Raw genomic sequence first — 13,269 nt, 5'->3', positions numbered from 1 at the left:
CCTCCCGGGCAGTGGCAGCAGCCGGGTCCCGTGGGACCCGCGACGGCCGGCGGCGGCGTCCCGGGCCCCGGCGCCCCCGTGCCGGGCGGCGCCCCCTCCCCCGGCGGCGGCAGGGGCAGGAAGATGGCGATCGCCATCGTCTCCGCCACCGCGGTGCTGGCCGCGGCCGTCATCGTGGGCGTCGTCGTGCTGAGCGGTGACGACGAGAAGGGCGGGCCGAGCGCGGGGGGCGACCCCTCGGCCAGCCCCTCCGAGGAGCCCACCGAGGAGCCCTCGGGCGGCGACCTCGGCCCCGACGACCCGCGCCAGGGCGTCCTCCAGGTCCCCGACCCGGTCGTGGCCGACGACTGGCAGGTCCAGACGATCGAGAACCGGCACAACGCCTTCGACGTTCCCCCCGAGGACTGGACCGTGGGCGACGAGGGCACCTTCGTCGGCTACGAGGACCCCGAGGCCGAGGAGCCCGCGGAGGGCGAGGAGGAGCCCCTCTTCCCCGAGCCGTGGGTGACCATGGCGGGCGCCGCGACGTACATGGAAGGCTGGTGCCCCGACTCCGAGACCGGCGTGAGCTGGCGGGCGACGGCCGGGACCAAGGGCGCCCAGGGCGCGAGCACCACCGAGGAGGCCGCGCACAACGAGGCGGGCGCCTGGGCCTGGGCCGCCTACGACCCGGACCGCGAGGGCACCATCGAGGTCACCGACTCCGAGCCGTTCGAGAGCGAGCACGGCATCGTCGGGCACACCGCGACCGCGACCGTCACCGGTGTCCCGCACGACCCGGAGAACGAGTGCGGCACGCCCGAGGGCAAGGTGGTCACCGTCTCGTACCTCGACCTCAACAACGACATGGCGACCTGGGTGCTCGTCGCGGACATCAACTTCGAGGGCGAGCTGACCGACGAAACGATCCAGCAGATGATGAACAGCCTGCGCCCCTACCCCGAGGGCGGCTCCGCCGAGTGACCCGAGGGGGCCACGGCCCGTGGCCCCCTCACCGTCCCCGTTCCAGCCGATGTTCCAGCCGAAGTTCCAGCGGAAGTTCTAGCCGATGGTGAACGCGCCCGCGGGCGGGCGGGGCGAGGGGACGGCCGCGGCGTCGGGAACGGCGGCGGCGTCGCCCACCAGACGCGTCAGCGCCTCGCCGCTCATCAGCCGTGCCGGGAACGGGTCGGCCGCGGCGCGGCGGGCGAGTTCGGCGGTGTCGAGCGGCGCGCCCGAGGCCGCCACCACCACGTTCCCGAAGCGGCGACCCCGGAGCACGGCGGGCTCGGCGACCAGGCACAGATGGTCGAAGACCGAGGCGAGCGTGGCGAGTTGCGAGCGGAGGAAGCCGAAGGGCGCGGCGTCGGCGAGGTTGGCCGCGTAGACGCCGCCCGGCCGCAGGACGCGGGCGACGGCCTCCACGTACCCCAGGGTCGTCACGTGCGCGGGGATCCGGGTGCCGCCGAAGACGTCCGCCACCACGACGTCCACCGAGTCCGGCCGGGTCGCCGCCACGGCGGCCAGGGCGTCCCCCGTCTCCACGACGACGCCGGAGGCCGCGGCCAGCGGGAGCCGCTCCGCGACGAGCGCGGTCAGGGCGGCATCGGCCTCGACGACGCGCTGCCGGGACCCGGGCCGCACGGCCGCGGCCCAGCGCGGCAGGGTGAGCGCGCCGCCGCCCAGGTGCAGCAGGTCCAGCGGGGCACCGGGCGGCGCGGCCGTCTCCAGCACGTGCGCGAGCCGGCGCGCGTACTCGAACTCCAGGTGCGTGGGGTCGGCCAGATCCAGATAGGACTGGGGGGCGTCGTCGACCGTGAGCAGCCAGGCGCTCTCCCGGTCCAGGTCGGGCAGGAGCCGCGCCACCCCCAGGTCGGTGGTCCTGGTCACCGGAAGCCGCTCGTTCACCGTTCCATTGTGTCCCCGGGCGCCGGCCCGGCCCGCGCGGGGTGCGCGGGCCGGGCGGCGGGGGGCTCAGTCCTCGGCGACCGCGGTGACGGTGCCGGCGCCGACGGTGCGCCCGCCCTCGCGGATGGCGAAGCCGAGCCCCGGCTCCAGCGGCACCGCGTGCCCGAGCTCGACCGTCATGGTCACGGTCTCGCCCGGCAGCGCGATCCCGGCCTCGCCCAGCGCGATGTCGCCGACCACGTCCGCGGTCCTGATGTAGAACTGCGGCCGGTAGCCGGTCGCCACGGCGGTGCGCCGGCCGCCCTCCGCCGTGCCCAGGAGGTAGACCTCCGCGGTGAAGACGCGGCGCGGCACCACGCTGCCCGGCCTGGCCACGACATGGCCCCGCCGGACCGCGTCGCGCGCCACGCCCCGCAGCAGCAGGGCCACGTTGTCGCCCGCCTGCGCCTCCTCCATCGGCTTGCCGAACGTCTCCAGGCCGGTGACCACGGTCTCCGTGTCCGCGCCCAGCACCTCGACGCGGTCGCCGAGCCGCACCGTGCCGCGCTCGACGGCTCCCGTGACGACCGTGCCGCGACCGGTGATGGTCAGCACGTTCTCCACCGGGAGCAGGAACGGCGCGTCCAGGTAGCGCTCGGGCACCGGGACATAGGCGTCCACGGCGTCGAGCAGCGCCTCGACGGCCGCCGTCCAGCGCGGCTCGCCCGCGAGGGCGCCGAGTCCCGAGACCCGGACCACGGGCAGGATCTCGCCCGGGTAGCCGTGCGCGGTGAGCAGTTCGCGGACCTCCAGCTCGACCAGGTCGGTCAGCTCGGGGTCGCCCGCGTCCGCCTTGTTGAGCGCCACCACGATGTGGGCCACGCCCACCTGACGGGCCAGCAGGACGTGTTCGGCGGTCTGCGGCATCACGCCGTCGACGGCCGAGACGACGAGGATCGCGCCGTCCAGCTGGGCCGCGCCGGTCACCATGTTCTTGATGTAGTCGGCGTGGCCGGGCATGTCGACGTGGGCGTAGTGCCGGGTCTCCGTCTCGTACTCGACGTGCGAGATGGTGATGGTGATGCCGCGCGCCGCCTCCTCGGGAGCCTTGTCGATGCGGTCGAACGGGACGAACGCGCCGCTGCCGCGGTCGGCGAGGACCTTGGTGATGGCGGCGGTCAGCGTGGTCTTGCCGTGGTCGACGTGACCCATGGTGCCGATGTTGAGATGGGGCTTGGTGCGCGCGTATGCCTGCTTGGGCATGACTGCCTCTTTCGCGTCTTCCTCGAAGCTGCGACAGCATCCCGGCACGTGGCCGGGACACGGACCCCGGGTCTGTCGCCGACCCTCCCCCTGCGGGGTCCGCGGAGCGTTCCGGGAAGGGTCAGCGTCGGGCGCCGTCGGCTGCGCCGCTGAGGAAGGGGGCAGCCTTCGGCGCGTCCGCTGCTGCGGACGGCGCTGCGAGGAAGAGCTGCCGGTTCACAGGGACGATGATGGCGCCGGGAACCGGAAGCTGTCGAACGATTTTCGGGTGCCCTCGGTACGAGGCACTCGCTCGCCTGGCTTAGAGTGATCCCGATCAACCCCCCTCACTTCTCACGACGACTCCTCCCTGGGATGCCGCAGAGTCCATGTCTTGGTTCGAATCGCTGATTCTCGGTCTTGTCCAGGGTCTGACGGAGTTCCTGCCGATCTCCTCCAGCGCGCATCTGCGGCTCACCGCCGTGGCGTTCGACTGGGAGGACCCGGGCCCCGCGTTCACCGCGGTCACCCAGATCGGCACCGAGACCGCCATCATCATCTACTTCCGCAAGGACATCGCCCGGATCGTCGGCGCGTGGTTCCGCTCGCTGCGGGACAAGGCGGCCCGCTCGCATCCGGACGCGCGGATGGGCTGGCTGGTCATCGTGGGCTCGATCCCCATCGGGGTGCTGGGGCTCACGCTCCAGGACGCCATCGACGGGCCGTTCCGCGACCTGCGGCTGATCGCGGTGAACCTCATCGTCCTGGGCATCATCCTCGGCGTCGCCGACCGGCTGGCGCTGCGGGACGCGACCGGCGGGAAACACCGGGCGGTGAAGCCGCGCAAGACGCTGGAGCAGCTCTCCGTCAAAGACGGCCTGATCTTCGGGTTCTGCCAGGCGATGGCGCTGGTCCCCGGCGTCTCGCGGTCGGGTGCCACGATCACCGGCGGCCTGTTCCTCGGCTACACGCGGGAGGCGGCGGCGCGGTACTCGTTCCTGCTCGCCATCCCCGCGGTGCTGGCCTCGGGCGGGTACGAGCTGACCTCCATCGGCGAGGAGGGCTCGCACGTCTCGTGGGGTCCGACGATCCTGGCGACGGTGGTCTCCTTCCTCGTCGGCTTCGCGGTCATCGCCTGGTTCATGAAGTGGGTCTCCACCCGGACGTTCATGCCGTTCGTCTGGTACCGGATCGTCGTCGGCGTGGCGCTGCTGGTGCTGATCTGGTTCGGCGCGGTGGAGCCCCACGCGGGCGAGGACGTCGGCACCGGGGACGAGATCACCTCCGAGGAGTGACCGGCGCCCCGCCCGTCCCCTGCTGCCCTCCGTGGTCCTCGATCGCGACCATGACGATCCGTTCGCACAGCTCATGGGTGCTCAACGCGTCCAGCGCGCTCGGCGTGCGCCCCGCGCGGACGGCGTCGAGGAAGGCCACGGCCGCCTGCTCGATGCCGCGCTGACGGGCCACCGGTACCCAGTCGCCGCGGCGGCGGACGCTGGGCTGGCCGCGGTGGTCGACGATCTCCGCGAGGTTGCGGACCTCGCGCTTGGCGTCCTGCCCCGAGACCTCCACGCTCTCCTCGGCCGATCCGGAGCGGTGGTTCATCGCGCCGACCGCGGTGAACCCGTCGCCCGCGAGCTGGAGCACCACGTGGTGCAGCAGGCCGGCGCTGACGCGGGCGGAGACCGTGACGCGGTCGACGGCGCCGGGGACGAGGAACCGCAGCGTGTCCACGACGTGGATGAAGTCGTCGAACACCATCCGCCGGGGGGCCTCCGGGAGGCCCTTGCGGTGCTTCTGCATGACGATCAGGTCGCGCGGGTGCTCGACCAGGTGCGCGTAGGCGGGCGCGAACCTGCGGTTGAAGCCGACGGTGAGACCCACCCCGCGGGACTCGGCGAGCTCGACGACCCGCCGGGCCTCGTCGAGGCCGTAGGCGAGCGGCTTGTCGACATAGGTGGGTATCCCCGCTGTCAGCAGGCGGGTCACGATGTCCGGGTGGTCCCGGGTGGGGGCGTGCACGAAGGCCGCGTCGGGGCGGGCCGCGATCAGGGAGTCCAGGTCGTCGTGGCGCCGGTCGGCGGGGATCCGGTGGGCGTCCCCGGTCCTGTCCAGGGTGGCGCGGGTGCGGGTGTGCAGGTGGGGCTCGACACCGGGCTGGGTGGTGAGCACGGGCAGATACGCCTTGTGGGCGATGTCCCCGAGCCCGATCACGCCGACCTTCACGTGGCTGCTCCTTCGTGATCGCGGATGCGTGGACCGGCAGCATACGCGGGGGCGCGGAGCGCGCTCGGGCCGCCCGGTCAGCCGTAGCGGCGGGGCCGGTCGGCGACGGGGGGGGCGCCGGGGGCGTGACCGGGCCCTCCCACTGGCCGTCGCTCTCCTTGCGCGACTGCTGCTGGTCGCCTTCCTCGCCGCCCTTGCCGTCACCGTGCTTGCCACTCATGAACGCCTCCCCGGCCGCGCCGACCTCCGACACCAGGGACCGTACTGGCGCACCTCGGCGCGCCGGTAGGGCGTCAGGCCGCCCGCCCCGGCGGTGTCGTGGGTGTGAATCAGCGACCGCCGGGGCGGGCCTGGGGGAGCGCACGCCCCCCAGGGGTAGTTGTAGCGCTCGTCGCGCGCCGTGCCCAGCCACCGCACAACCCCAACGCACTGCGTGCATCGAGTGGTTGGTGGCGGGCCGTCTACTCCGTGCCCGCCGGGGCAGAAGCGTGCCGTGACCACTGCCGAGACACCCACCAGCGCCCCGGGTGCGGGCGAGAGCGCGAGCCCGCTGCGGAAGGCGCTGACCACCCGGCTGCTGTTCCTCTTCATCCTCGGCGACGTCCTGGGGGCGGGCGTCTACGTCCTGGTGGGGCAGGTGGGGGGCGAGGCGGGGGGTGCGGTGTGGGTGCCCATGCTGGTCGCGCTCGTGCTCGCGCTGCTCACGGCGGGCTCCTACGCCGAGCTGGCGACCAAGTACCCGCGCGCCGGGGGCGCCGCGCACTACACGAAGCGCGCCTTCGGGCCGTTCCCCGGCTTCGTGGTCGGCTTCTGCATGCTCGCGGCCGGGGTGGTGTCGGTCGCCGCGCTGACCCGCGCGTTCGGCGGCGAGTACCTGACGGCGTTCGTGGAGCTGCCGGTGCTCGCCGTGACCGTGCTCTTCCTGGGCGCGCTGGCCCTGCTGAACGCCCGGGGCATCCGCGAGTCGATGGGCGCCAACGCCGTGGCCACGCTGATCGAGGTCGGCGGCCTGGGCCTGATCGTGGGACTCGGCGCGTGGGTGGTGCTGCGCGGGGACGGGGAGTTCACCGCGCTGACGGAGCTGGGCACCGGCGAGAAGGGCCCGGCGGCAGCCGTGCTGAGCGGGGCGGTGCTCGCCTACTACGCGTTCCTCGGCTTCGAGGCCTCGGCGAACCTGGCGGAGGAGACCCGCGATCCGCGCCGCTCCTATCCGCGGGCGCTGTTCGCGGCGCTGGGCGCGGCCGGGCTGGTGTACCTGCTGGTCGGCGTCGCCGCCACCGTGTCCGTGCCGACCGAGCGGCTCGTGGAGTCGAGCGGCCCGCTGCTGGAGGTCGTCAGGGCGGCGGGCGGCGTCCCCGAGCGGCTGTTCAGCGCGATCGCCCTGGTCGCCGTGGCCAATGGCGCGCTGCTCACCGGCATCATGTCCTCGCGCCTGGCCTTCGGCATGGCGCGCGACGGACTCCTGCCCTCGTTCCTGGCGCGGGTCCTTCCGGTCCGCCGCACGCCCTGGGCGGCGATCGCCGTCACCACGGGTCTGTCGACGGGGCTGGCCCTCACCGGCGACCTCTCCACCCTGGCCGCGACGCAGGTCCTGCTGCTCCTCATCGTCTTCGCGGCGGTCAACGCGGCCGTGCTGGTGCTGCGCCGGGACCGGGTCGCCGTCCACCACTTCAGGGTCCCCGGCGCGGTGCCGGTCCTCGGCGTCGCGTCCTGCGCGGTGCTGGCCACCCAGATCGAGGGCGGGGTCTGGCTGCGCGGCCTGCTGCTGATGGCCGTCGGGGTCGTATGCGGGCTGGTGGCCCGCCTCCGCCGCCGACGCGACTGACCCGAGGGGACCCGGCGTTACCGGCGTGGGCCGCCCGGTCCGGGATCAGACGAGGCAGAACTCGTTCCCCTCGGGGTCGGCCATCACCACATGGTCCGGCCTGCCCTGCATCGTGTGCTCCTCGACCACGGTCGCGCCCGCGGCGGTCAGGCGGGTGACCGCCTCCCGCACGCGCGGCCACCGCACCTCCCAGGGCGTCCGGCGACCGCCGCCGACCTGGAGGTCCAGGTGCACGCGGTTCTTGGCGACCTTCGGCTCCGGCACTTTCAGGAGCGATAGGGCGGGGCCCGCCCCCTCGGGGTCGGAGAGGTAGGCGCCGTCGTCCCACTCCTCCTCCGGCAGCTCGACGTGGCGGAACCAGTCCTCCCAGCTCGCGAACCCCTCCGGTGGCGGCTTCTCGACATAGCCCAGGGCCAGCGCCCAGAACCGGGCGAGCCGCCCCGGCTCCGCGCAGTCGATCGTCAGGTTCCACCGTGTCGTCATGGCGGCAGCCTAGAACCCGGGTCCGACAACGGGCCGCCGACCGCCGTGCTCAGCTGTCCGCCGGTCCCTGTCAGCCGTGCATGCCGCCGGCGAAGGGCGTCGTCTGCCACTGGTCCACGGCGGGCTTGAGGTACTCCATCAGCGCGGGCAGCCGCGGGACCAGCGCGAGGGCGGCGATGGCCCGCAGCATGCCCAGGGCGTTGACGAAGACGAGGACCTCCTCGTCGAGCGGCCTCGTGCCGTTGCGCCGTGCGCCGCGGTCGTAGGCGGCCGTGAGCTCGGGTCCGAGAGCGGCCAGGTCCCACTCGACGGGCCCCAGCGTGATCAGTTCGAAGTCGGCGTAGAGGTCGCCGTCCACCCCGGAGAAGATGTTCGCGGGCGGGGAGTCGCCGTGGATGGGCTGGAGGTCGATGCCGGGGAACCGGGCCTCGAAGGCCCCGCGTGAGCGCACGAGGGGTTCCAGGATCCGCCATTCGCGGCGGGCGCGGTCCAGCTCGGCGGCTCCGATCAGGGCGGGGTGCCGGTCGAGCCGGGCGAGGCTGTCCGCGATGAACCGCGGATCGGCCGCGGACAGGAACTCCAGGCGGCCCGGGTAGGCGCGCAGTGCCGCGTGCAGGTCGGCGACGCTCTCGGCGTTCGCCACGTAGTCGGGTTCCCTGTCCCGGTCCTCCTCGACGAACGGCCAGAACGTCATCGAGAACCCGTCGCGTTGCACGGGTTCCCGCGGCACGAGCGGGCTGGGCGCGATCACGGGGATTCCCCGGTCGTCGAGCCAACGTGTCACGTCCAGCTCATCCCGCTGGCGGCGCGCGAGGGCGGCCAGGTCCTCGGACTGGGGCAGGACGGTGGGAATCCGGGCCACGACCGGCGAGGGCGCGAGATGGACGACGACGGAGAAGACGTCGTGGAGCACCGTGGGGTCGGTGACGGTCAGGCCGAGCTCGCGCCCGGCCGCGACGGCCGCCTCGACGGCGGCGGAGGTGCGGTCGGCGAGCTGTCGTGGTGTCAGGAAGGTGGTGGTCATGGCTCCATCGCTCTCAGCGGATCGTGCCGGTCGTGCGGATCGTGCGGATGTGGGGCAGGTCCGGGGTCAGCGCCTGCGGCCGGCACTCAGCTCCAGCCGCTCCCCGGCGAAGCGTGCGCGGAAGCCGCGGTCGTGCGAGACCGCGACCACCGCCCCCGGGTACGCCGCGAGCGCGGCCTGAAGGTCCTCGACCAGGTCGAGTGCGATGTGGTTGGTCGGCTCGTCCAGGACGAGGAGGTCCGCGGGCCGGGTCACCAGGTTCGCGATCTGGAGCCGCCGCTGCTGCCCCGCGGACAGGGCGGCGACCGGGACGTGCAGATCCTCCTCGCGGAACAGGCCCAGGGCCAGGAGCTGTTCGGCGTACTCGTCCGGCAGCCCTGGCCGCCCGGCGGCGAACGCGGCGAGCAGCGGGAGCCGCGTGGAGTGCGCGGGCAGTTCCTGCGCGAGGTAGCCGATCCGGGCGGGGCGGCGTGCCGTGCCCGCGTCCGGCTCCAGGTCCCCCGCGAGGACGCGCAGCAGCGTCGTCTTGCCCGCGCCGTTCTCGCCCGTGACCAGCAGCCGCTGTCCGGGCGCGATCGCGAGGAGTCCGTCCAGACGCAGCCGCTCGCCGACCCGTACCTCGTCGAGCGCGGCGAGGGGGCCCCGGGCCGGGCCGTCCGCCGCCGACAGGACCGTCGTGAAGCGGAGCGGTGCCGGCGGCTTCGCCACCGGGGCGCGCCGCAGCTGGGCCAGGCGCTCCCGGGCGGAGCGCACCTGCCCGCCGAGCTTCGCCTCGCTGGACCGGCGGTGCTTTCCGAACCCCTGCCTCGGGTCGCGGCCGGTGGTGGCGAGCCGCCTCCCCGCGGCCTCGATCAGCTCCTCCATGCGGGCCACCTCGTCGAGCCAGTCCGCGTACCGCTGCTCCGCGCCGCGCCGGGCGGCGGCCTTCGCGGCGCGGTAGCCGGTCCAGCCGTCGCCGTACCGGCGCACGGCGCGCTCATCCCGGTCGACCTCCAGGATCGTGGTGGCGATGCGCTCCAGGAAGCCGCGGTCGTGGGTGATCGCGACGACGGTGCCGCGGTGCGCGCGCAGGTGCTCCTCCAGCCAGTGCACGGCCGCCGCGTCGAGGTGGTTCGTCGGTTCGTCCAGGAGCAGCAGCTCGGGGGCGGCGGCCAGGACGCAGGCGAGCGCGAGCCGCGACTGCTCGCCGCCGGAGAGCGAGCCGAGCGGGCGGTCACGGCTGATCCCGGCGAGCCCGAGACCGTGCATCGCGGCGTCCACGCGGGCGTCCGCCTCGTATCCGCCGCGTTCCTCGTAGGCGATCAGCAGATCGCCGTACGCGGCGAGCTGCTCGTCCGACGCGTCCGCGAGGGACCCCTCCGCCGCGCGGAGCCTTCGCTCCATGTCCCGCAGTTCGGTCAGGGCGAGGTCGACGGCGTCCTGCACGGTGCGGGCCGCGTCGAGGTCGAGGGTCTGGGCGAGGTGGCCGATGCCGCCGGGGAAGCGGACGGTGATCTCCCCGGTGTCCGGCGTCTCGGCCGCGGCGAGCAGCCGCAACAGGGTGGACTTGCCGGAACCGTTCTCACCGACGACGGCGGCCTTCTCGCCCGGCCGGACGGTGAAGGAGACCTGGTCGAGGACGGTCCGGGTGCCGTAGGACATGGTGACGTCCTTGACGGACAGCTGTGCCACGGCAGTGGGGGCGAGGCTGGGCAGGGTGGTAGGGGCGCGGTCGCGCATATGACGTTCCCTGGGCAAACGAAGGGTCCACGGGCAGCAGAAACGGCGGCATCGGCCGTGCCCGGACTCAGACGAAGAAGAGGAAAGCCATGCCCCCACCCTAACAAGACGGGTCGTGTCGCCTCAACGCGTCGGTGACGCCCGGCAGTTCCCGCCCCGCGCCCCCCGGGTGGTGGGATGGAGCCGGGGACCATGCGCATGACCGGCCGCGAGTGGGTAGGGACCCGCCAGGGCACGATCGGACATACGCCGGGCCGGGAGCGGTCCCGGGCAGGGGCGGTAGCACGCGGGCATGCGGTTCTTCAGGCGGGCAACGGATCAGGGGGCGCGGCGCGTCGATCTCGCGCCCCGTACATGCGACTACTGCGGGCAGGCCGGGGAACCGGCGGGGTTCACCGAGTTCCGCACCGCGTGGGACGGCTCGACCGGTGTCGCGTGCGAGGCGTGCGAGAAGCGTTACGCCGCCTTCGCGTCGCGCCTCACGCACGCGAGCAGGCCGGGTCTCTCGCCCTGGCTGGAGCCCGACCCCGGCACGGCGCACCTGGTCATGGCGGGACCCGACCCCTTCAACGGGGTGCACGCCGTGGTCGAGGGCTTCAGGCACCGGGTCCAGGACGTGTCCCGGGCGACCGCCAGGGTCGTGACCGCGCGGCTGCGCGTGCGCCGGGGCGGGAGCCCGGTGCCCCGCGACTCCCGCGAGGAGGCGCTCACCACGGTCAGCGGCATGATCGCGGCGGAGCTCGGGCGGCACCACGCGTCCGTCGAGGAGTTCATGGACGGGCGGGAGTGGGTGGTGTACAGCGTCTCGCTGTTCGGCGAGGGGCACGGAGTGCTGCTCTCCCGGACCAGTTCCGACGGTGAATGGCTGGCCCAGTACTGCTTTCTGATCGAGTTCGACCACTCCGTCCACCCCTACATCGCCTGGCACGCCTGACGGCGCGCGTCACCGCGGGCCGACCGCTCCCTCGCGGTCCCGGGCATTGTATGAGGGCTGTTATATTAGGGCGGTGACATCACGCGATCCCACGGCCGAACCCGGCCGGTGGGTGCCCCTGCACGACCTCCTCGCGGCGGTCGACGCCGACATCGAGGCGGTCTACGAGTCCCGCGGCATCCAGGGCCTCCGTCCGCGATTCGCCTATCCCCTCATCCGCCTCGCGCACACCGGCCCACTGTCCATCGGCGAGCTGGCCGCCTCGCTCAACCGCTCCCACTCGGCGACGAGCCAGACGCTCTCCGCCCTGCGCCGCCAGGGGCTGGGCGAGCTGGAGCCGGGGGCCGACGCCCGCACCCGCCGCATCACGCTCACCGAACGCGGCCGGGCGCTGGTCCCGTTCCTCGAAGCGGAGTGGCGGGCCACCGAAGAGGCGGTGGCCGAGCTGGACGACGAGGTTCCCTACGCGATGAGCGCCGTCGTCGAGCACCTGAGGCGCGCGCTCGCGCGCAAGCCGATGCGCGAACGGATCCTTGAGCGCCTCGCCGACGAGGACGCTCCCGCCGAGTCCCCGCGATGAGCTGGAGCGCACGGCTCCTCGACACCCGCCCGCTCCGTTCCAGCCACGCGTTCCGCGACCTGTGGATGGCCTCCACGCTCGGCTCGCTGGGCCAGCAGATCGCGGGCGTCGCCGTCCTGGCGCAGGTGTGGGACCTCACCGGCAGCCCCGGCTGGACCGGGGCGATCGGGATCGCCACGGCCGTTCCGATCCTGCTGTTCGGGCTCCTCGGCGGAACGCTCGCCGACGCGGCCGACCGCCGCTCCGTCCTCCGCGTGACGACGGCCGGGCACCTGCTCGCCGGGGCCGCCCTCTTCGCGCAGGCGTGGGCGGGCAACGAGCACGTCGTGGCGCTGCTGTCGCTGCTCGCCGTGCAGGCGGCGTTCGGCGCGCTCGGCGCACCGGCCAGGCGCACGATCCCCGTCAGGCTCCTCCCCGGTGACCAGGTGGCCGCCGGTCTCGCGCTCCAGAACGTCGCGTTCCAGGCGTCCATGCTCGTCGGGCCCGCGCTCGCCGGGCTCGTCCTCGCGCAGTGGGGCTTCTCCGCCGCCTACGCGATCCAGGCCGTCGCCGGGACGGCGTCACTCGCCGCCGTCGTCCGCCTGCCCCCGATGCCTCCGATACCTCTGATGCCTCCGGGGACGCGGCCGGACGCCGCCGCCACCGAGGGGGCCGAGGGCGCGTCCCGGCCGCGTCTGCGCCGTCCCGCCCGCGGCGGCTGGCGCGTCATCCTGCGGCGCCCCACGCTCTGGGGCGCGTTCGCCACCGACGTCTCCGCGACCGTGCTGGCGATGCCGATCGCGCTGTTCCCCCTGGTCAACGAGATCCGCTTCGACGGCGACCCCCGCACCCTCGGGCTCTTCCTGTCGGCCGTCGCCGTGGGGGGGATCACGGCGGGGATGTTCTCCGGCGCCGTCACCCGCTGGCGCCGCGGCGGCGCGGTGCAGCTGACCGCGGCCTCCGTCTGGGGCCTGGCGCTGGCCGGGTTCGGCCTGGCCTCACCCGTGTGGCTCGCCCTCGGCTGCCTCGCCGTCGCCGGGGCCGCCGACACGATATCCGTGGTCACGCGGGGGGCGCTCGTGCAGCTGGAGACGCCGGACGCGTACCGGGGCCGGGTCTCCTCCGTCGAACATGTCGTCGGCGTCGCGGGCCCCGAACTCGGCAACTTCCGCGGCGGCCTGCTCGCCTCGTTCACCTCGGCGCCGTTCGCCCTGGTCAGCGGCGGCCTCATGGCGGCGTTCGGCGTGGCGGCCGTGGCCGCCACCAACCGCCCGCTGCGCACCTACCGCACCCCTGCTCCCGAGCTGCCCGAACTTCCCGAGCTCCCCGAGCTGAACGTTCGTTCTGAACGCACGTCCTGAACGCTCGTTCAATCGTGGGGTAGGCTCCCC

The 13,269-nt window shown here is 73.9% G+C and carries 12 protein-coding genes; 6 read left to right on the top strand and 6 right to left on the bottom strand.

The features are described 5' to 3' along the window. A partial coding sequence (locus ADY01_RS04405) for a hypothetical protein (protein WP_234320055.1) occupies positions 1–963 on the top strand: 963 nt, incomplete at its 5' end. A gap of 78 nt (positions 964–1,041) precedes the next feature. Here ADY01_RS04405 and ADY01_RS04400 read toward each other — a convergent pair. Continuing rightward, positions 1,042–1,887: a spermidine synthase gene (locus ADY01_RS04400; RefSeq protein WP_049565668.1), complete on the bottom strand. Its 846-nt coding sequence runs from the start codon at positions 1,885–1,887 to the stop codon at positions 1,042–1,044. 66 nt (positions 1,888–1,953) lie between these two features. Then, positions 1,954–3,129: an elongation factor Tu gene (tuf, locus tag ADY01_RS04395; protein WP_049565666.1), complete on the bottom strand. Its 1,176-nt coding sequence runs from the start codon at positions 3,127–3,129 to the stop codon at positions 1,954–1,956. 368 nt (positions 3,130–3,497) lie between these two features. Here tuf and ADY01_RS04390 point away from each other — a divergent pair, with 368 nt between their 5' ends. After that, positions 3,498–4,403 (top strand): undecaprenyl-diphosphate phosphatase, encoded by a 906-nt coding sequence (locus tag ADY01_RS04390; RefSeq protein WP_049565663.1) that lies wholly within the window; start codon positions 3,498–3,500, stop codon positions 4,401–4,403. On the opposite strand, the gene ADY01_RS04385 is transcribed toward ADY01_RS04390, so the two are convergent. Continuing rightward, positions 4,387–5,334, bottom strand: coding sequence for a Gfo/Idh/MocA family protein (locus ADY01_RS04385; RefSeq protein WP_049565659.1), 948 nt, complete (start codon positions 5,332–5,334; stop codon positions 4,387–4,389). The genes ADY01_RS04390 and ADY01_RS04385 overlap by 17 nt on opposite strands. Before the next feature lie 493 nt (positions 5,335–5,827). On the opposite strand from ADY01_RS04385, the gene ADY01_RS04380 reads away from it, so the two are divergent. After that, positions 5,828–7,159, top strand: coding sequence for an APC family permease (locus ADY01_RS04380; RefSeq protein ID WP_049565656.1), 1,332 nt, complete (start codon positions 5,828–5,830; stop codon positions 7,157–7,159). A 45-nt stretch (positions 7,160–7,204) separates the two neighbouring features. Here ADY01_RS04380 and ADY01_RS04375 read toward each other — a convergent pair whose 3' ends face one another. From ADY01_RS04375 to abc-f, 3 genes are all read right to left on the bottom strand, one after another. Then, on the bottom strand, positions 7,205–7,642 hold the full coding sequence (locus ADY01_RS04375) for a VOC family protein (RefSeq protein WP_049565653.1): 438 nt from the start codon (positions 7,640–7,642) through the stop codon (positions 7,205–7,207). Between the two features lie 70 nt (positions 7,643–7,712). Continuing rightward, complete coding sequence (locus ADY01_RS04370; protein WP_049565651.1) at positions 7,713–8,666, bottom strand: phosphotransferase; 954 nt, start codon at positions 8,664–8,666, stop codon at positions 7,713–7,715. A 66-nt stretch (positions 8,667–8,732) separates the two neighbouring features. Continuing rightward, the gene (gene abc-f, locus ADY01_RS04365; RefSeq protein ID WP_049565648.1) at positions 8,733–10,385 is read right to left on the bottom strand and encodes a ribosomal protection-like ABC-F family protein; all 1,653 of its coding nucleotides are present in this window, start codon (positions 10,383–10,385) and stop codon (positions 8,733–8,735) included. A gap of 292 nt (positions 10,386–10,677) precedes the next feature. On the opposite strand from abc-f, the gene ADY01_RS04360 reads away from it, so the two are divergent. From ADY01_RS04360 to ADY01_RS04350, 3 genes are all read left to right on the top strand, one after another. Then, the gene (locus ADY01_RS04360; RefSeq protein WP_049565644.1) at positions 10,678–11,319 is read left to right on the top strand and encodes a hypothetical protein; all 642 of its coding nucleotides are present in this window, start codon (positions 10,678–10,680) and stop codon (positions 11,317–11,319) included. Between the two features lie 73 nt (positions 11,320–11,392). Further along, positions 11,393–11,899, top strand: a complete 507-nt coding sequence (locus tag ADY01_RS04355; protein WP_049565641.1) for a MarR family winged helix-turn-helix transcriptional regulator — start codon at positions 11,393–11,395, stop codon at positions 11,897–11,899. Then, positions 11,896–13,239 (top strand): MFS transporter, encoded by a 1,344-nt coding sequence (locus ADY01_RS04350; protein ID WP_049565638.1) that lies wholly within the window; start codon positions 11,896–11,898, stop codon positions 13,237–13,239. Before ADY01_RS04355 ends, ADY01_RS04350 begins: the two co-directional genes overlap by 4 nt. Positions 13,240–13,269: the final 30 nt, after the last annotated feature.

The organism is Streptomyces sp. SBT349, from assembly GCF_001083795.1.
Taxonomy (GTDB): Bacteria; Actinomycetota; Actinomycetes; order Streptomycetales; family Streptomycetaceae; genus Streptomyces.
The sequence above is the reverse complement of the archived record's forward strand: the minus strand, read 5'-3'. Positions and strand labels throughout refer to the sequence as shown.

Bases quoted from the DNA above. Each gene is read 5' to 3' on its own strand.
- ADY01_RS04390 (WP_049565663.1), top strand. From the start codon at position 3,498: ATGTCTTGGTTCGAATCGCTGATTCTCGGTCTTGTCCAGGGTCTGACG.
- ADY01_RS04370 (WP_049565651.1), bottom strand. From the start codon at position 8,666: ATGACCACCACCTTCCTGACACCACGACAGCTCGCCGACCGCACCTCC.
- abc-f (WP_049565648.1), bottom strand. From the start codon at position 10,385: ATGCGCGACCGCGCCCCTACCACCCTGCCCAGCCTCGCCCCCACTGCC.
- tuf (WP_049565666.1), bottom strand. From the start codon at position 3,129: ATGCCCAAGCAGGCATACGCGCGCACCAAGCCCCATCTCAACATCGGC.
- ADY01_RS04360 (WP_049565644.1), top strand. From the start codon at position 10,678: ATGCGGTTCTTCAGGCGGGCAACGGATCAGGGGGCGCGGCGCGTCGAT.
- ADY01_RS04350 (WP_049565638.1), top strand. From the start codon at position 11,896: ATGAGCTGGAGCGCACGGCTCCTCGACACCCGCCCGCTCCGTTCCAGC.
- ADY01_RS04375 (WP_049565653.1), bottom strand. From the start codon at position 7,642: ATGACGACACGGTGGAACCTGACGATCGACTGCGCGGAGCCGGGGCGG.